13 protein-coding genes and 1 tRNA gene are annotated in these 18,548 nt (G+C 58.3%); 7 read left to right on the plus strand and 7 right to left on the minus strand.

Annotation, left to right across the window (positions count from 1 at the left end; genetic code table 11):
• Positions 1 to 4: 4 nt before the first annotated feature.
• From dptF to lptF, 5 genes are all read right to left on the minus strand, one after another.
• Positions 5 to 1,654: a DNA phosphorothioation-dependent restriction protein DptF gene (gene dptF, locus HWW83_RS12695; protein WP_176589347.1), complete on the minus strand. Its 1,650-nt coding sequence runs from the start codon at positions 1,652 to 1,654 to the stop codon at positions 5 to 7.
• A 438-nt stretch (positions 1,655 to 2,092) separates the two neighbouring features.
• Positions 2,093 to 2,177 (minus strand) — tRNA-Leu (locus HWW83_RS12700).
• Between the two features lie 992 nt (positions 2,178 to 3,169).
• Positions 3,170 to 3,889, minus strand: a complete 720-nt coding sequence (locus HWW83_RS12705) for a LuxR family transcriptional regulator (protein WP_033641699.1) — start codon at positions 3,887 to 3,889, stop codon at positions 3,170 to 3,172.
• A gap of 150 nt (positions 3,890 to 4,039) precedes the next feature.
• Positions 4,040 to 5,110: an LPS export ABC transporter permease LptG gene (gene lptG, locus HWW83_RS12710; RefSeq protein WP_033641698.1), complete on the minus strand. Its 1,071-nt coding sequence runs from the start codon at positions 5,108 to 5,110 to the stop codon at positions 4,040 to 4,042.
• A complete protein-coding gene (gene lptF, locus HWW83_RS12715) occupies positions 5,110 to 6,204 on the minus strand; it encodes an LPS export ABC transporter permease LptF (protein ID WP_033641697.1) in 1,095 nt (364 codons plus the stop codon). Before lptF ends, lptG begins: the two co-directional genes overlap by 1 nt.
• 282 nt (positions 6,205 to 6,486) lie before the next feature.
• Between lptF and pepA the strand changes: the two genes are divergently transcribed.
• The 5 genes from pepA to HWW83_RS12740 all read left to right on the plus strand — a co-directional run bounded on the left by pepA (position 6,487) and on the right by HWW83_RS12740 (position 13,957).
• Positions 6,487 to 7,998 (plus strand): leucyl aminopeptidase, encoded by a 1,512-nt coding sequence (gene pepA, locus HWW83_RS12720; RefSeq protein ID WP_004933352.1) that lies wholly within the window; start codon positions 6,487 to 6,489, stop codon positions 7,996 to 7,998.
• 84 nt (positions 7,999 to 8,082) lie between these two features.
• Positions 8,083 to 8,532: a DNA polymerase III subunit chi gene (locus HWW83_RS12725; RefSeq protein WP_025305119.1), complete on the plus strand. Its 450-nt coding sequence runs from the start codon at positions 8,083 to 8,085 to the stop codon at positions 8,530 to 8,532.
• Between the two features lie 12 nt (positions 8,533 to 8,544).
• A complete protein-coding gene (locus HWW83_RS12730) occupies positions 8,545 to 11,421 on the plus strand; it encodes a valine--tRNA ligase (protein ID WP_033641696.1) in 2,877 nt (958 codons plus the stop codon).
• 200 nt (positions 11,422 to 11,621) lie between these two features.
• The gene (locus HWW83_RS12735) at positions 11,622 to 12,125 is read left to right on the plus strand and encodes a GNAT family N-acetyltransferase (protein WP_033636872.1); all 504 of its coding nucleotides are present in this window, start codon (positions 11,622 to 11,624) and stop codon (positions 12,123 to 12,125) included.
• Between the two features lie 224 nt (positions 12,126 to 12,349).
• Positions 12,350 to 13,957 carry a GMC family oxidoreductase gene (locus HWW83_RS12740; protein ID WP_169539863.1) on the plus strand — a complete coding sequence of 536 codons (1,608 nt, stop codon included), beginning with the start codon at positions 12,350 to 12,352 and terminating at the stop codon, positions 13,955 to 13,957.
• Positions 13,958 to 13,972: 15 nt separating this feature from the next.
• Here HWW83_RS12740 and miaE read toward each other — a convergent pair whose 3' ends face one another.
• Together miaE and rraB are read right to left on the minus strand one after the other, a co-directional pair.
• Positions 13,973 to 14,737 (minus strand): tRNA isopentenyl-2-thiomethyl-A-37 hydroxylase MiaE, encoded by a 765-nt coding sequence (miaE, locus tag HWW83_RS12745; RefSeq protein ID WP_015376459.1) that lies wholly within the window; start codon positions 14,735 to 14,737, stop codon positions 13,973 to 13,975.
• Positions 14,738 to 14,916: 179 nt separating this feature from the next.
• Complete coding sequence (gene rraB / locus HWW83_RS12750; protein WP_004933365.1) at positions 14,917 to 15,342, minus strand: ribonuclease E inhibitor RraB; 426 nt, start codon at positions 15,340 to 15,342, stop codon at positions 14,917 to 14,919.
• Between the two features lie 162 nt (positions 15,343 to 15,504).
• Between rraB and argF the strand changes: the two genes are divergently transcribed.
• Positions 15,505 to 16,524, plus strand: a complete 1,020-nt coding sequence (argF, locus tag HWW83_RS12755; RefSeq protein ID WP_176589348.1) for an ornithine carbamoyltransferase — start codon at positions 15,505 to 15,507, stop codon at positions 16,522 to 16,524.
• 196 nt (positions 16,525 to 16,720) lie between these two features.
• The gene (locus HWW83_RS12760) at positions 16,721 to 18,289 is read left to right on the plus strand and encodes an ABC transporter substrate-binding protein (protein WP_176589349.1); all 1,569 of its coding nucleotides are present in this window, start codon (positions 16,721 to 16,723) and stop codon (positions 18,287 to 18,289) included.
• The last annotated feature ends 259 nt before the right edge of the window (positions 18,290 to 18,548 follow it).

Here is an 18,548-nt window from a genome sequence, read left to right on the forward strand (position 1 = left end):
TCTGCTAACCCTCCATACCGCTAATAGTGATCATATCGTCATCCGCCTTTGCACGATAAACCCGTTGTCTGCCATCATAAAATTTGATTTCGCTGCTGGATTTAGCCTGCTCCGCGATCAACTCAACAATTTCATCCAGTAACACGATGGCATTTTTATCGTATTTATTCGGACGATAGCCATTATTCAACTTGTCCAATAATTCGAACAAATTAAGTCCGATATGGATATGCGGCAGTGGATTTCGCCCCACCTTTAAATAGACATCGAAGCCAGTTGGATGAGCCGTATGTTTATTACGGATAGCATCCCAATCAGGCTTCACCTCTACCGGTGCGGTTATTTTTACCCCACCAAACTCACCCAAGAAGAACTCTTCTTTTTGCATACTTAATTCAGGTGCTTTGCGGTTAGCATAGCGCTGGATACCTGCGATAAGCTCAAAAGCATAGAAGCGATTCAGTGATCTTTTTTGCTCCGGATCTGCTGTGTAATTTCTATGCAAGTGCCAGATTTCTGAGTAACGTTCAAACAACGATTCGTTAAAGAAAGCGGAAAATTTCCGATGATAATCATTACCCAATGACTCGTGCTGCAACAGCCAGAAAAGCCGGATCAAGGAGGTTGCATCACCGGGCTTAACGCTCTGGCGATCAAACTTAATGTGCAACGGCTCAAGTGCGGCTAAAAAATTATCGAGATCAGCGTCACCCAGTCCCAGGTCATAGCGCAAAACAAACTGATCAAGTTCATAGGTATGCAGTCTGGCGGGATCAAAATCAGAAACTTTTTTAATCAGATCATTTTCTGCACCGATGAAGAGGTTATCAAATAAGTAACCAGGCCCCATCAACAGATGATGCAGAAAGTCCAGCAGCGTTCGGGTCGTAACAAACTGGTCTTTAATCAACCGCGCTTTAAAGAGCTGCGTAATTAATACATTCTGCACGCCAGGCATGCAAAGCAATTTAAAGTTTGCGACCTCTTTTAGCTCTGGATTAATTGACTCATCGCGCCGAAAGATAAACTGAAATAAATTATTATCATCGTCACGAGTTAAGTTATCTAATAAGGATTTAATAAATGATGAATAGTTTTTATTTTCGTTAAACTGGAATTTAGGATAGTGTTCAAAATCAAAAAAAGAACAATTCTCGTTATGGTAAGGACGGCTTGCATCCTGCTGCCCTGATAAAAATGAGTCAATGGCAGACCGGATCACCCTGTGGCATTCAGCGCCTTCTCGGGCAAAGTTAGCAAGCATTCCGGTGTTGATGCCAATGAGCAACGGAGATGACTGCTGATGATGATTAGCAAATAACTCATTCAAAGCATCAATGGCTGATTGTCGAGGGGCAAAGCTATGAGTGGCATCCAGATGGAAAATAAATCGCCGCTGATAACGCGGATCTGACTGACAGCGGGTTAAAATTTCGGACTTACCGTCCCCGCTACTACCGCACAAAAAAATAATTTCGCCAGGCGCGGCAATATCTAAATAACGTTGTAATTCAGTTTCGATCTCTTGTTTAACAAAGAGTTGTTCTTTCAACTGGTCGAACTCATCCTTCTGGCGATGTGTCACGGTGGTGACGGAAAACGAAGATGACTTCGCAAGTACACCTAACGCCTTACGTAATGTGATCGCGCTCATAACTTCATGTTCTCAAAAGAAAGAATATCCTCATTCTATACAAAATAACAATTGATCTCCAGATGCGTTTGTCTCCAGTTATGCTGAGCAACTGAAGTCATCATCTGTAATGAAAATAAACAAATGAAACTAATAGCGATTGAATTATTAAAAGAGTCCAGTAAACACTTCCGCCTGCCATACGCTATTGAATATGATTCAATCAGTTCTTTGATATACCTACAAGACTTAACTCCGCTATTCCAAACGAGTTTATACTTTGTATTTGGGATGTACCGACAAACTCTACCAATATAACAGGCTATGCAATAGCACTAGCTTTAAGCATATGTACGTTGCAGCAGCTTGTTGACGCAAATCGTAGAAAACCCAGCCCAGGGCAAATTCCAGGCACAAAAAAACCACCTTTCGGTGGCTTCTTGTTCGCGCGGTACTTAATGGTGCCGAAGGCCGGACTCGAACCGGCACGTATCTCTACGGTTGATTTTGAATCAACTGCGTCTACCGATTTCGCCACTTCGGCACTGAAGTAGTATGCGGAAAACGGGTGAATTATACCTTCCCGCGACCAGCACGCAACACTTATCCGTTGTTCAATGAGTTAAGTGTCGAAAAAACCGCCGCCACGCGCGTTTGCACGCCCCATCCTCTCGCTGTGCGCCCTTCCCAACCACGTTGATGATGAGCATACTGCATTGCAACGAGCATCCAGGATCAGGCGCCACACTCACGCAATACCATCCGATCCCAGGTTCTAGCATCGTTGCACAGAGCAATGGTGGCTCCTGTGCCGCACGTCACTCACTCCCACTAGCCAGAACCGCTCGCCCTGCTAGCGAAACAGGTTCAGGAGCCCGGCACACCGCAGGCCGCAACCGCCTCCCCCATCGCCACTGTCTCACCCTGCGCCTGGCAAAAACAAAATAATCCCCAGCCGTAATGGCAATGCTGCAAATAATTGCACGCCAATGTGTCAGCGAATAAAGAATGAGGTTGCGCAACATTCCGAGAACACTATTTTTTCATTAATGAATATCAGATGGGAAATAAAGAAGCGGAATACTGCTTTCAGGGGAGAGGCGCTATTTCGGTTAGATGGGGGGTTATCTAAAATCACCAGAAAATAGCGTACATACGTAACAAAATAGCAACTCAAGGCGTAAAAACCAGCAGAGAACACTTGCCTCTGCAGAGTTAATAGCTTTAAGATGATGTAAGAAAATTTTCCCTGGTGTTGGCCAATATTGGCAGCCTGACCTACGCGGTCAGGTTTTTTTTTATATTTTTTATCAAAACATTACCGGGAAAGTGTATCGCCTTAAGGGGTGAGAAACTAGTTAGACTAAAGTACAGTCCCTTACTAGACCTTTATCAGTTCATGCAGGTTATTATTTCACATCGTAGAAATCAGGGCCGGTGCTGTATTGCTTCCCTCTCGTGAGCCGCCACGCTGCCCACTCAATACCGATTAACGCCCGTCATTTCCCGGTTCGAAAGCTGCCGTGAGCGAGCAGCCTATCCATCCACCGGTTTAATCAGCCGCAGCTCCATCCCCAGGCGCACGGCATGTCGGGCATTCGTTACCCCCAACTTTTTGACGACGTTGGACATATGGTACTTGATGGTGCCGGTCTTTATGCCCAGGATCATCGCCGTTTCCTGGTAGGTTTTACCCACGCTGGCCCAATAGAGGATTTCGTTTTCCCTGTCGGTAAAGCGGGCGTTGCCCTCCAGCGCTGCGGCGTTTTTATCTGACGGTGGGGCCAGCGCCAGATACGACTCATGGATTGAGGCCAGCAATACCGAGATTTCACCTTTACGTTCGATGAGCGCCGGGATGATTTCCGCTTTCTGTTCTGCGCTGAAGGCAAAGGAAAGCGTGACGAGATTGTTGTTGTAATCGTGCAATACGAAGGTATAGCCGTGCGTCACGCCAAACTCGCGAGCCTGCTCGAACAGTTCGGGAAAATGTAGCCCTGAGTCGGCCATGATTTGCTCGTCCCAGGCGAAGGGGGTCAGGCGGTTGCGGGCGGTAATCACCACCGGATCAATGTACTGCAAACCCTGCTCTTGATACTTGTTGACCCATTCAGTCGGGTAGTTGGTGACGCCAAAAATACAGGAAATGTCTTTTTTGGATAACACCACATACGCCCACAGGAGCTCGCCCAACTCCCCCAACGCCGCTTCCAGGCGCTTGCCGATGATATTGCTGAGATTGTATTCGTCTTCCATTGACTGCCCGCTCCCTCTATCCGCATGCCGCAGGGTTGACTATAGCACGACGAAAAGCGACAGGTCGGGGGAGTGGTTCACCGGGGCATGCCGCACCCACAAAAAAGGCGCGGCCCCGCGGCCACGCCTTTTCCCATACCGCTCGCCCCGCTACTTGCGTTTGAGCAGCATATACACGCTGATCAGCAGGAACAGCATGCTGGGCAGCAGCGCCCCCAGCACCGGCGGCATGCTGTAAACCATGCTCAGCGGACCGAAGATCTGATCCAGCACGTAGAACAGGAAGCCGAAGCTGATGCCGGTCACCACGCGGATGCCCATCGGCACGCTGCGCAGCGGGCCGAAGATGAACGACAGCGCCATCAGCATCATCACCGCCACCGACAGCGGCGAGAAGATTTTTCGCCACATGTTGAGCTGGTATTTGTTGGATTCCTGGCCGCTCTGCTTCAGGTACTTCACGTAGTTGTGCAGCCCGCTGATGGAGAGCGAATCCGAATCCAGCGCCACCACGCCCAGCTTGTCCGGGGTCAGGTTGGTTTTCCATTCGCCGGTCAGCGTCTGGGTGCCGGTCACCTGTTTCGGGTTGGTCAGATCCGAGGTGTCCACCTGCGAAAGCTGCCACAGGCCGTTCTCGAAGCTGGCGGTGGCGGCATAGCGCACCGTCTCCAGGCGACGCTGATCGTTGAAGTGGTAGATGTTGACGCCGGAGAGTTCTTTATCGCCGGAGACGCGCTCGATGTAGATGAAGTCGTTGCCGTCCTTCGCCCACAGCCCGCTCTTGGTGGAGAGCAGCGAGCCGCCGTACATCTGCTGGGCGCGGTAGTTGCGCGCCATCTGCTCGCCCTGCGGCGCCACCCACTCACCGATCGCCATGGTCAGCAGCACCAGCGGAATGGCGGTTTTCATCACCGAGCCGGCGATCTGCAGGCGGGTGAAGCCGGAAGCCTGCATCACCACCAGTTCGCTGCGCGTCGCCAGCTGGCCCAGGCCGAGCAGCGCGCCGAGCAGCGCCGCCATCGGGAAGAAGATCTCGATGTCTTTAGGCACGCTCAGCAGGGTGTACATGCCGGCGCTCAGCGCGGTGTATTCGCCCTGGCCGACCTTGCGCAGCTGATCGACGAACTTGATGATGCCGGACAGCGACACCAGCATGAACAGCGTCATGATGATGGTGTTGAAAATCGTTTTACCGATATAACGGTCTAATACGCCAAACATCAGGCCGCTCCTCTCAGGCGTGCGCGCAGCTTGCGCATCGGCACGGTATCCCACAGGTTCAGCGCCAGCGCCAGCGCGAAGTAAACGCCGTTAACCAGCCACAGCCACAGCATCGGATCCAGTTTGCCCTTGCCGGCGTTGGAGCGCAGCGAGGTCTGCAGCAGGAAGAAGATCAGGTACAGCAGGATGGCCGGCAGCATGCTCAGCACGCGGCCCTGGCGCGGGTTCACCACGCTGAGCGGCACCACCAGCAGCGCCATCAGCGCCACCGACACCACCAGCGTCAGGCGCCAGTGGAATTCGGCGCGCGCGTCCGGATCGTCGGATTCCCACAGCGTCTGCATCGACATCTGTTCGGATTCGGTGTTGTCCGCCGCCACGGTGCGGTGGCCAATCACCGCCTTGTAGTCGGTGAAGTCGGTAATGCGGAAGTCACGCAGCAGCGCGGTGCCTTCAAAGCGGGTGCCCTTGTCGAGCGTCACCACCTGCGAGCCGTCTTTCTGCTGCACGATGTTGCCGTGCTCGGCCACCACCACCGACGGACGTTGGTTGCCGTTCGGCCGCAGCTGCGCCAGGAACACGTCGTTGAAGGTGCTGCCCTTCACGTTGCCGATAAACAGCACCGCGTTGCCGTCCTGCGAGGGTTTGAACTGCCCTTCCGCCAGCCCGGCGATGCTCGGGTTGGCCTTGGCTTCGTTCACCACCACGTCCTGATAGCGCGAGGCCCAGGGGCCGGCCCAAAATACGTTCACCGCCGCGATCGCAGAGGTGAGCAGCGCCAGGATCATGGCGGCGATAATCAGGGTGCGTTTGCCCAGCCCGCAGGCGTGCATGACGGTGATTTCGCTCTCGGTATACAACCGCCCAAGCGTCATCAGCAAGCCGAGAAACAGGCTCAAAGGCAGGATGAGCTGCGCCATTTTCGGCACGCCCAACGCGAGCAGAGAGAGTACTAAGTTTGTCGGGATATTGCCGTCCACCGCGTCGCCCAACACCCTGACCAAATTCTGACAAAAGAAGATCAGAAGCAGGATGAACAGGATGGCGATTTGGCTCTTGAGCGTTTCCCGTACCAGATATCTTATGATGATCACGCTTATTACGCCTGTGAAAACTTGTCTTTTTGCAGGAAAATCGATAATTTCATCGTTAATCCGCCATTTATTCTCATCATATGGCAACCTTCACAGCTAAAATAGTATTACAACATCAAGCCGTTTGGGTGTCCTATAGGAACTTGCTTATAGTCGCCAAAACAGAGCAATTTATGCCGTTCAGGTTAACATAATCCGTTAACTCAAATGGCAGGAGATCGTTACGGAGTCGGTTATTCTAGCCGTAGCGTCCGCCTTTGTCTTTAAGATTCAGGAGAGTGCATGGAGTTCAGTGTAAAAAGCGGTAGCCCGGAAAAACAGCGCAGTGCCTGTATTGTAGTCGGCGTTTTCGAACCGCGCCGCCTGTCCCCTATCGCAGAACAACTCGACAAAATCAGTGATGGTTATATCAGCGCATTGCTGCGCCGTGGCGAACTGGAAGGCAAGGTCGGGCAGACGCTGCTACTGCACCATGTGCCCAACATTCTCTCCGAGCGCATTCTGCTGATCGGCTGCGGCAAAGAGCGCGAGCTCGATGAGCGCCAATACAAGCAGGTGATCCAGAAAACCATCAATACCCTCAACGACACCGGCTCGATGGAAGCGGTCTGCTTCCTGACCGAACTGCACGTGAAAGGCCGCAACACCTACTGGAAAGTGCGTCAGGCGGTGGAAACCGCCAAAGAGACGCTCTACACCTTCGATCAGCTGAAAAGCAACAAGGTGGAGCCGCGTCGTCCGCTGCGCAAAATGGTGTTCAACGTGCCGACCCGCCGTGAGCTCACCAGCGGCGAGCGCGCCATCCAGCACGGCCTGGCGGTGGCTTCCGGCATCAAGGCGGCCAAAGATCTCGGCAACATGCCGCCGAACATCTGTAACGCCGGCTACCTGGCCTCACAGGCCCGCCAACTGGCGGACGCCTTCAGCACTAACATCACCACCCGCGTCATCGGCGAACAGCAGATGAAAGAGCTGGGCATGAACGCCTATCTGGCGGTCGGCGCCGGTTCGCAGAACGAATCATTGATGTCGGTGATGGAATATAAGGGCAACCCAAATCCGGACGCTAAGCCGATCGTGCTGGTAGGCAAAGGGCTGACCTTCGACTCCGGCGGCATCTCGATCAAACCGGCCGACGGCATGGACGAGATGAAATACGACATGTGCGGCGCGGCGACCGTGTACGGCGTGATGCGCGTGGTGGCGGAGCTGAACCTGCCGCTGAACGTGATCGGCGTGCTGGCCGGCTGTGAAAACATGCCGGGCGGCCGGGCGTATCGACCGGGCGACGTGCTGACCACCATGTCCGGCCAGACCGTCGAGGTGCTGAACACCGACGCCGAAGGCCGTCTGGTGCTGTGCGACACCCTGACCTACGTCGAACGCTTCGAACCGGAGCTGGTGATCGACATCGCCACCCTGACCGGCGCCTGTGTGATCGCCCTGGGCCACCACATCACCGGCCTGATGTCGAACCACAACCCGCTGGCGCACGAGCTGCTGGGCGCTTCCGAGCAGGCCGGCGACCGCGCCTGGCGTCTGCCGATGGCCGACGAGTACTACGAGCAGTTGGACTCCAACTTCGCCGACATGGCGAACATCGGTGGCCGCCCTGGCGGCGCCATCACCGCCGCCTGCTTCCTGTCGCGCTTCACCCGCAAGTACACCTGGGCGCACCTGGATATCGCCGGCACCGCCTGGCGCTCCGGTAAAGCCAAGGGCGCGACCGGCCGCCCGGTGGCGCTGCTGTCGCAGTTCCTATTAAACCGCGCAGGCCTGAACGGCGACGATTAAATCTGAGCGGTAATTCAGGTATAATCCCAAGGGGCACAGCATGCTGTGCCCCTACATTTTTTTATCGGCAGCGGTGGATCCTTAATGAAACAGGCGACGTTTTATTTGCTCGACAACGCGGAACCGTCAGGCGCGCTCAGCGCCCATGAGGCCGTGGCCTGCGCCGTTGCCGCCAGCGGCTTCCGTTCCGGCAAGCGGGTGCTGATCGCCTGCGAGAGCCAGGAGCAGGCCCAGCGGCTGGACGAAGCGCTGTGGCAGCGCGAGCCGCATGAATTCGTGCCGCACAACCTGGCCGGCGAAGGGCCGCACTACGGCGCGCCGGTGGAACTGTGCTGGCCCGGCAAGCGCGGCAACGCCCCGCGCGATCTGCTGATCGCCCTGCTGCCGCAGTTTGCCGATTTTGCTACCGCTTTCCATGAAGTGGTAGACTTCGTTCCTTACGAAGACACTCTGAAACAGTTGGCGCGCGACCGTTACAAGGCCTATCGCAGCGTCGGCTTCCATTTGACCACGGCTACGCCGCCAACTCACTGAATACGATAAAGAATGGAAAAGACAAACAGTCAGCTCGACACCGCATACGACCCAAAACAGATCGAACAGAAGCTGTACGATCACTGGGAGAGTCAGGGTTACTTCAAGCCGAACGGCGACACCAGCCAGGAAAGCTTCTGCATCATGATCCCGCCGCCGAACGTCACCGGCAGCCTGCACATGGGCCACGCGTTCCAGCAGACCATCATGGACACCATGATTCGCTATCAGCGCATGCAGGGTAAAAACACCCTGTGGCAGGCGGGCACCGACCACGCCGGCATCGCTACCCAGATGGTGGTGGAGCGCAAGATCGCTGCGGAAGAAGGCAAAACCCGCCACGACTACGGCCGTGACGCGTTCATCGACAAAATCTGGCAGTGGAAGGCGGAATCCGGCGGCACCATCACCCGTCAGATGCGCCGTCTGGGCAACTCCGTGGACTGGGAGCGCGAGCGCTTCACCATGGACGAAGGCCTGTCGAACGCGGTGCGCGAAGTGTTTGTCCGTCTGCACAAAGAAGACCTGATCTACCGCGGCAAGCGCCTGGTGAACTGGGATCCGAAGCTGCGCACCGCCATCTCCGATCTGGAAGTGGAAAATCGCGAATCCAAAGGTTCCATGTGGCACCTGCGCTACCCGCTGGCCGACGGCGCGAAAACCGCCGAGGGCAAAGACTACCTGGTGGTCGCCACCACCCGTCCGGAAACCGTGCTGGGCGATACCGGCGTGGCGGTCAACCCGGAAGATCCGCGCTATAAAGACCTGATCGGCAAAGAGATCATTCTGCCGCTGGTCGGCCGCCGCATCCGCATCGTCGGCGACGAACACGCCGATATGGAAAAAGGCACCGGCTGCGTGAAGATCACCCCGGCGCACGATTTCAACGACTACGAAGTCGGCAAACGCCACGGCCTGCCGATGATCAACATTCTGACCTTCGACGGCGACATCCGTCAGGAAGCAGAAGTGTTCAACACCCTGGGCGAAGTCTGCACCGACTACTGCAACGAGATCCCAGCCGAGTTCCGCGGCCTGGAGCGTTTCGCGGCGCGTAAAGCGGTGGTTGCCGCCTTCGATAATCTGGGCCTGCTGGACGAGATCAAACCGCACGACCTGACGGTGCCTTACGGCGACCGCGGCGGCGTGGTGATCGAGCCGATGCTGACCGACCAATGGTACGTGCGCACCGCGCCGCTGGCCAAAGTGGCGGTGGAAGCGGTCGAACAGGGCGACATCCAGTTCGTGCCGAAGCAGTACGAAAACATGTACTTCAGCTGGATGCGCGACATCCAGGACTGGTGCATCTCGCGTCAGCTGTGGTGGGGCCACCGCATCCCGGCCTGGTACGACGTGAACGGCAAAGTCTACGTGGGCCGCAGCGAAGAAGAAGTGCGCAGCGAGAACAACCTGGGCGCCGACGTGGTGCTGACCCAGGACGAAGACGTACTGGACACCTGGTTCTCGTCCGGCCTGTGGACCTTCTCTACCCTGGGCTGGCCGGAGCAGACCGAGGCGCTGAAAACCTTCCACCCGACCAGCGTGATGGTCAGCGGCTTCGACATCATCTTCTTCTGGATCGCGCGCATGATCATGCTGACCATGCACTTCATCAAGGATGAAAACGGCAAGCCGCAGGTGCCGTTCAAGACCGTCTACATGACTGGCCTTATCCGCGACGACGAAGGCCAGAAGATGTCCAAGTCGAAAGGCAACGTGATCGATCCGCTGGACATGGTCGACGGCATCTCGCTGGAAGATCTGCTGGAAAAACGCACCGGCAACATGATGCAGCCGCAGCTGGCGGAGAAAATCCGCAAGCGCACCGAGAAGCAATTCCCGAACGGCATCGAGCCGCACGGCACCGACGCCCTGCGCTTCACCCTGGCGGCGCTGGCATCGACCGGCCGCGACATCAACTGGGACATGAAGCGCCTGGAAGGCTACCGCAACTTCTGTAACAAGCTGTGGAACGCCAGCCGCTTCGTGCTGATGAACACCGAAGCGCACGACTGCGGCTTCAACGGCGGCGAGAAAGTGCTGTCGCTGGCGGATCGCTGGATCCTGGCCGAATTCAACCGCACGGTGAAAGCCTACCGCGAAGCGCTGGACACCTACCGCTTCGATCTGGCGGCCAACATCCTGTACGAATTCACCTGGAACCAGTTCTGCGACTGGTATCTGGAGCTGACCAAGCCGGTGGTGAGCAACGGCAGCGAAGCGGAACAGCGCGGCACCCGCCACACGCTGATTACCGTGCTGGAAGCGCTGCTGCGCCTGGCGCACCCGATCATTCCATTCATCACCGAAACCATCTGGCAGCGCGTGAAGCCGCTGACCGGCACGACCGCAGACACCATCATGCTGCAGCCGTTCCCGGCCTACGACGCCGCGCTGGAAGACGAGCAGGCGCTGAACGATCTGGAGTGGATCAAGCAAACCATCATCGCCGTGCGCAACATCCGCGCCGAGATGAACATCGCGCCAAGCAAAGCGCTCGACGTGCTGCTGCGCAACTGCAGCGCCGACGCCCAGCGCCGCGTGCAGGAGAACCAAAGCTTTATCGCCCGCCTGGCGCGCCTGGAATCCATCGCGCTGCTGCCGGCCGGTGAGAAAGGCCCGGTCTCCGTCACCAAGCTGGTGGACGGCGCTGAGCTGCTGATCCCGATGGCCGGTTTCATCGACAAGGACGCCGAGATCGCGCGTCTGGCCAAAGAGATGGGCAAACTGGATGCGGAAATCGCCGCGATCGAGGGCAAGCTGGCGAACGAAGGCTTCGTGGCGCGCGCGCCGGAAGCGGTGGTCGCCAAAGAACGCGATCGTCTGGCGGCCTGCAAAGAAGGCAAAGTGAAGCTGCAGGAACAGCAGGCGACCATCGCCGCGCTGTAATCCGCCGGCTCACGCCAACGCCTGAAAAACAGCGGGGTCTTCCCCGCTGTTTTTTTATCGCCGTTGCATCCGGGCCGGGTTAGATGTTATTACAAGATATTACTGCTGCAGGGACGCCGCCGGGAAATAATCCCCGGCGCGTTTCGTGCTGCGATAAAAACGAAAAACGAACGTGGTCTCTTTCAATGGCGAGTGTAAACATGACAACAGCAACCCCGGCGCGCCTGCTGGTGCGCCCCATCACGGCGGAAGACAATGCCGCCATTGCTCACGTCATTCGCGAAGTCTCCGCCGAGCACGGCCTGACGGCGGATAAAGGCTATACCGTCTCCGATCCCAATCTGGACGCCCTGTATCAGCTCTACAGCCTGCCGCGCAGCGCTTACTGGGTGATCGAGGTGGACGGCCAGGTCGCCGGCGGCGGCGGCATCGCGCCGCTGCAGGGCGGCGCAGACGATATTTGCGAATTGCAGAAGATGTATTTCCTGCCGGTATTGCGCGGCAAGGGATTGGCGAAACGCCTGGCGCTGCAGGCGCTGGATTTCGCCCGCCGGCACGGCTTCCGCTGTTGTTACCTCGAGACCACCGCCAGCCTGACGCAGGCCGTTGCGCTGTACGAACACCTGGGTTTCGAACACATCGACCACGCGATGGGCGCCACCGGCCACGTCGATTGCGAAGTCACCATGCTGAAAACGCTGTAACCGTCCCGTCTCTCCATCAGGGTGCAGCTTGCTGCGCCTTTTTATTAATATCGCAATCAATCAGTAAAACTCGCTATAACGCCGTTTTTCAAGCAGATAAACTGACGTTAAAAACCGCGATGTAAATTTAATGTGAAGTTCGTTAATAAATTAACGATCGTAAATTGACCGCTTGCTCCCCCGCGCTACTCTGCCAGTATCCCAATCGCGCACGGAGAGCTGTCATGTCGGAAAACACCTTTGATTACATTATCGTCGGCGCCGGTTCCGCCGGCTGCGTGCTGGCGGCGCAGCTGATCCGCCGCACCCAGGCGCGGGTGCTGCTGCTGGAAGCCGGCGGCGACGACAATAACCTGTTTATCAAAATGCCGGCCGGCGTGGCCAAGATCATCGCCAAAAAGAGCTGGCCCTACGAAACGGAACCGGAACCGCACGCCAATAACCGCCGCATGCAGATCGCGCAGGGCAAGGTGCTGGGCGGCAGCAGTTCGGTCAACGGCATGATCTACCTGCGCGGCCAGCCGCAAGATTACGACGACTGGGCCGAGCGCTATGGCTGCGCCGGCTGGAGCTACCGGGAGGTGCTGCCCTACTTCAAACGCGCCGAGGCCAACGAAAGCCTGTCCGACGACTACCACGGCGCCGACGGGCTGCTGCCGGTCAGCGAAAACCGCTACCGCCACCCGCTGAGCATGGCGTTTATCCGCGCCGGCCAGGAGTTGAACCTGCCCTATCGCAACGACTTCAACGGCGATAGCCAGCACGGCGTCGGTTTCTACCAAACCACCACCCGCAACGGCGAGCGCGCCAGCACCGCCCGCACCTATCTGAAGGCGGTGCGCGACGAACGGCGGCTGGTGGTGAAACTGAACGCCCTGGCGCACCGGCTGACCTTCGAGGGCAACGTCGCCACCGGCGTGGTTTACAGCCAGAACGGCGGCGCGGAAGTGACCGCGCGCGCCACCAAAGAGGTGATCGTCAGCGCCGGCGCGGTCGGTTCGCCGAAGCTGCTGATGCTGTCCGGCATCGGCCCGCGCGACCACCTGCAGCAGCTGGGCATCGAGGTGCGGGCGGATCTGCCGGTGGGCAAAAACTTCCACGACCATCTGCACATGTCGATCAACGTCAGCACCCGCGAGCCGATCAGCCTGTTCGGCGCCGATCGCGGCCTGCAGGCGCTGAGCCACGGCGCGCAGTGGCTGGCGTTTCGCAGCGGGGTGCTCTCGTCCAACGTGCTGGAAGGCGCCGCCTTCACCGACAGCCAGGGCGACGGCCGGCCGGACGTGCAGATCCACTTTCTGCCGCTGCTGGACAGCTGGGACGACGTGCCCGGCGAACCGCTGCCGAACATTCACGGCTTCACGCTCAAGGTCGGCTACCTGCAGCCGAAGGCGCGCGGCGAAGTGCTGTTGCGCAGCAGCAACCCGCGCGATCCGGTCAAGCTGCACGCCAACTACCTCGGCCACCCGGACGATCTGGCCGGCAGCGTGCGCGCGGTGAAGTTCGGCCTGGGCTTCCTGCAAACCGCGGCGCTGAAGCCGCTGATCAAAGATCTGCTGATGCCGCAGCCGGAGTGGACGCGCGACGAAGCTCAGCTGGAAGCCTTCGTGCGCAACTTCTGCAAGACGGTGTATCACCCGGTGGGCAGCTGCCGCATGGGGCCGTCGCCGCAGGACGCGGTGACCGATCCGCAGCTGCGGGTGCACGGTTTTGAACGGCTGCGGGTGATCGACTGCTCAGTGATGCCGCAGCTCACCAGCGGCAATACCAATGCGCCGACCATTATGCTGGCGGAAAAGGCGGTGGATTTGTTGCTGGGCGCGCCGCAGTAAGGACGCGCCTCAACGTCAGGCGGCGGCGGGCACGCCGCTGTGGAAACGCAGCTCGCTGTCCGGCGACAGGATCAGTTCAGCTTCGAGGCGGCCAAAATGCGCCACCCGTTCGCTGATGTCGCCGCCGGCGATCTGCTCGGCCAATGTCAGGTAGTCCTGATAGTGGCGCGCTTCGGATCGCAGCAGCGAGACGTAAAAGCGGTTCAGCTCATCGTCCAGGTGCGGCGCCAGTTTGGCGAAGCGCTCGCAGGATCGCGCTTCGATGTAGGCGCCGCAGATCAGTTTGTCGATCAGCGTCGCCGGATCGTGGGTGCGGATCTCGCGGATCATACCCTTGGCATAGCGGCTGGCGGTGATCTTACGATACGGGATCCCGCGCGCCTGCATGATCTCCAGCACCTGCGAGAAGTGATGCAGTTCTTCCTTGATCAGCAGCACCATGCGATCCGCCAGATCCTGGCCGTAGGCCGAGCCGTTTTTCGGCAGGATCTTGCGGGTGAACTGACCCTGACGGAACAATGTATCGGGCGCGCCCTGCGCTTCGTGCAGAAACGCCTCGTAGGGCCGCAGCAGCGCCAACAGCGCGTCGCCGCTCTCTTTGTCCGCCACGTAGCGGCGGATCAGCCACATGCCGGTCTGCGCGGCTTTCAGCTCGCACACCAGGTGGTCGGTCAGCAACAGCTGCAGGTTTTCCGGACGGCGCGCGGCGTCGATCCAGGCGTCGGGAGTTTCACAGTGCAGGAAGCTTAAAATCGGGGCTAGCAGGGATTGGTATGTCATGGCGTCATTGCCCTATGTATTTCAAGTTGCAGCTAGGCGGCCAGCTCACTCATCCCCAGGAGCTTACTCAGGTAAGTGACTGGGGTGAGAGAGTGCAGCCAACAACGCTGCAGCTTGAAAGACGACGGGGATATCAGGGGCCGGCGAGAGCCGGCCCACAGGCATTAATCGGAAAGGAATTAGTGGCGTTTGCCGTCGTCGTCTTCGTCGATGTAGTCGCCGTCTTCGTCATCCTCACCGTCTTCACCGTTCGGATCTTCAAAGTAGGTGCCCCAGCCGTCGTAGTTGACGCCGCAGCGCTCCGCCAGCGCCACCAGCTGTTCTACCTGGGCGTCGATCAGCTCGGCGTTCAGGCCGACTTCGCTGATCACGTCGCAGCACATCACCAGCGAACCGTCTTCCACTTCCAGCTCTTCGGCGTCGGTCACTTCGTAGCCCAGCTTGAAGGCTTCAACGGCGGCCTGCTCCAGAACCTCAAATTTCTCGGCGGACAGATGGTGCTCGATGGTGTAGAGCGCGTCCGGATCGCTGCCGTCTTCCAGCAGCTCTTCGATGATCAGGCGGGTCTCTTCACGTTGTTCTTCCAGCAATTCGCGGTTTGCCATGCCTATATCCTCAAGTCAAATGGCCTTCATTCCTTCTATTTTCACACACCGCCGACATTGCTTCCACGATAAACGTGAAAGATTTCCTCGCCGGGGTTGAAATTGAATATTCATACATATAAAGTGAATTTTAATTCAATTGAGCAATCGGGGAATCGGACTATGAGCACCGGCAATACGTTCTACCAACGTCACTTTCTGAGGTTAATGGATTTCACCCCCGCCGAGCTGCAGGCGCTGCTGCAGCTTTCGGCCGATCTGAAGCAGGCCAAGAAGCAGGGGCAGGAACAGCGCCGGCTGCAGGGCAAAAACATTGCGCTCATCTTCGAAAAAGACTCAACCCGCACGCGATGCTCTTTCGAAGTTGCCGCATTCGATCAGGGCGCGCAGGTCACGTACCTCGGCCCGAGCGGCAGCCAGATCGGCCATAAAGAGTCGATGAAAGACACCGCCCGGGTGCTGGGCCGCCTGTACGACGGTATTCAGTACCGCGGCTACGGCCAGGCGCTGGTGGAAACCCTGGCGCAGCACGCCGGCGTGCCGGTGTGGAACGGCCTGACCGACGAGTTCCACCCTACCCAATTGCTGGCGGATCTGCTCACCGTGCAGGAACACCTGCCGGGCAAGGCGCTGAACGAAGTGAAGCTGGCGTACGTCGGCGACGCGCGCAACAACATGGGCAACACGCTGCTGGAAGCCGCCGCGCTGGCGGGCATGGATCTGCGGCTGGTGGCGCCGAAGGCCTGTTGGCCACAGCCGGAGCTGGTGGCCGAATGCCAGGCGCTGGCGCAGCAAACCGGCGCGAAACTCACCCTGACCGAAGACATCGCCGAAGGGGTGCAAGACGCCGATTTCCTCTACACCGACGTGTGGGTGTCGATGGGCGAACCGAAAGAGACCTGGCAGGAGCGTATCGCGCTGCTGCGGCCGTATCAGGTCAACATGGCGATGCTGAAACTGACCGGCAACCCGAACGTGAAGTTCCTGCACTGCCTGCCGGCGTTCCACGACGATCAAACCACGCTCGGCAAGCAGATGGCGCAGCAGTACGATCTGCACGGCGGCATGGAAGTGACCGACGAGGTGTTCGAGTCGGCGCACAGCGTGGTGTTCGATCAGGCGGAAAACCGGCTGCATACCATCAAGGCGGTGCTGGTCGCCACGCTGAGCGCAACGCTCTGACACGCCTCTCCCTCCGCCCTGGCGCCCCCGGCCAGGGCGGCTAATATATTCCTGGAATATCAAATAGCGCATTGGCCTTTGCCCGCCGCGGACAAAGGTTCTACCGTGACAGGCCGACGGCGCCCGCGCCGTAAAAACCAACGATAACAAACCGTTCTCAGCGCCGCCTTGCGGCGCCTTCAGGGGATACACACCGATGAAAACCAAACTCTTGCCGCTGTTCCTGCTCGCCGCCCTGCCCGCCGCCGCGTTAGCCGCCACGCCGCCGAATACGCTGGTGGTGGTGCAATCGCTGGATGACATCGTCAGCCTCGATCCGGCGGAAGCCAACGAACTCTCCAGCATCCAGACGGTGCCCAGCCTGTACCAGCGCTTGATACAGGCGGATCGCGACGATCCGGCCAAGGTGGCACCGGTGCTGGCAGAAAGCTGGCAGAGCGATGCGGCGGCCAAAACGCTGACGGTAAAACTACGGCCGCAGGCGGCGTTCGCCTCCGGCAACCCGCTGACCGCCGACGACGTGATCTTCTCCTACAGCCGCGCGGTGAAAATGAACAAGTCGCCGGCGTTCATCCTCAACGTGCTCGGCTGGCAGCCGGACAACATCGACGCGCAGCTGAAGAAGATCAACGACCATACCGTGCAGCTGCGCTGGACGGCGGACGTCAGCCCGGCGGTGGCGCTGAATATCCTCTCGACGCCGATCGCCTCGATCGTCGACAGCAAAGCGGCGCTGGCCAACGTTAAAGACGGCGACTTCGGCAACGCCTGGCTGAAAATGCACTCCGCCGGCAGCGGCCCGTTCAAGATGCGCGTCTATCAGCCGCATCAGGCGATCGTGCTGGACGCCAACCTCACGACGCCGGGCGACAAGCCGCAGCTGAAAAACATCATCATCAAGAACGTGCCGGATCCGGCCACCCGCCGCCTGCTGGTCCAGCAGGGCGACGCCGATATCGCCCGCGAACTGGGCGCCGACCAGACCGACACGCTGAAGAACCAGCCGGGGGTTAAGGTGCTGGAGATCCCGTCCGCCGAGCAAAACTACCTGGTATTCAACACCGGCAACGGCGCCAATCCGCTGCTGAACAACCCGGCCTTCTGGGAGGCAGCGCGCTATCTGGTGGATTATCAGGGCATCACCCAGGATCTGCTGAAGGGCCAATACTTCGTGCATCAGAGCTTCCTGCCGGTCGGGCTGCCGGGCGCGCTGGAGACCAACCCGTTCCGCTACGATCCGGCCAAGGCGAAAGCCATTCTGGCCAAGGCGGGCATCACCCACGCCGCCTTTACGCTGGACGTAGAGAACAAACCGCCGTTCATCACCATCGCGCAGGCGCTGCAGGGCAGCTTCGCCGCCGCCGGCGTGAAGGTCGAGCTGCTGCCGGCCGCGGGCAGCCAGGTTTACTCCCGCGTGCGCGCCAGGCAGCATCAGGCGGCAATCCGCCTGTGGATCCCGGATTATTTCGACGCCCACTCCAACGCCAGCGCCTTTGCCTACAACGACGGCAAGAGCAGCACGGTGGCCGGGCTGAACGGCTGGCAGATCCCGCAGTTGAATAAGCAGACGCTGGCGGCACTGGCCGAAGCCGATCCGGCCAAGCGCCGCGAGCTGTACACCGCCATGCAGCAGGAGCTGCAGCGCAGTTCGCCGTACGTGTTTATCGATCAGGCCAAAACCGAAGTGGTGCTGCGCGACAACGTCAAAGGCTACCAGCAGGGGCTGAACGCCGACATGGTCTACTACGATCGCGTCAGCAAATAGCCCGCAGGCGGCCATCGCCGGCCAATCGATTGCGGGGCGGCAAAAAACGGCGTTTTAACGCTTGCAGTGGCGAAAAGCGCGAGTATAATGCGCCACAATTTGCCAGGAGAAAGCATGAAAAACGACGTTTGTTTTGTTAGCCGCAATCGACAAAACCGACTGCCTATCGGCGGCCAGCTGCCGTTGTTTCTCCTGTTGCTAAACCGATCGTTTCAAGCCCCTCATTGAGGGGCTTTTTTTTGCCTTAAAAAGTCCCGCG

This window comes from Serratia ureilytica, assembly GCF_013375155.1.
GTDB lineage: Bacteria > Pseudomonadota > Gammaproteobacteria > Enterobacterales > Enterobacteriaceae > Serratia > Serratia ureilytica.

Coding starts and splice junctions, on each gene's coding strand:
- HWW83_RS12735 (WP_033636872.1), top strand. CDS start 11,622: ATGACAACAGCAACCCCGGCGCGCCTGCTGGTGCGCCCCATCACGGCG.
- HWW83_RS12725 (WP_025305119.1), top strand. CDS start 8,083: ATGAAACAGGCGACGTTTTATTTGCTCGACAACGCGGAACCGTCAGGC.
- rraB (WP_004933365.1), bottom strand. CDS start 15,342: ATGGCAAACCGCGAATTGCTGGAAGAACAACGTGAAGAGACCCGCCTG.
- pepA (WP_004933352.1), top strand. CDS start 6,487: ATGGAGTTCAGTGTAAAAAGCGGTAGCCCGGAAAAACAGCGCAGTGCC.
- lptG (WP_033641698.1), bottom strand. CDS start 5,110: ATGTTTGGCGTATTAGACCGTTATATCGGTAAAACGATTTTCAACACC.
- HWW83_RS12740 (WP_169539863.1), top strand. CDS start 12,350: ATGTCGGAAAACACCTTTGATTACATTATCGTCGGCGCCGGTTCCGCC.
- HWW83_RS12730 (WP_033641696.1), top strand. CDS start 8,545: ATGGAAAAGACAAACAGTCAGCTCGACACCGCATACGACCCAAAACAG.
- dptF (WP_176589347.1), bottom strand. CDS start 1,654: ATGAGCGCGATCACATTACGTAAGGCGTTAGGTGTACTTGCGAAGTCA.
- argF (WP_176589348.1), top strand. CDS start 15,505: ATGAGCACCGGCAATACGTTCTACCAACGTCACTTTCTGAGGTTAATG.
- HWW83_RS12760 (WP_176589349.1), top strand. CDS start 16,721: ATGAAAACCAAACTCTTGCCGCTGTTCCTGCTCGCCGCCCTGCCCGCC.
- HWW83_RS12705 (WP_033641699.1), bottom strand. CDS start 3,889: ATGGAAGACGAATACAATCTCAGCAATATCATCGGCAAGCGCCTGGAA.
- miaE (WP_015376459.1), bottom strand. CDS start 14,737: ATGACATACCAATCCCTGCTAGCCCCGATTTTAAGCTTCCTGCACTGT.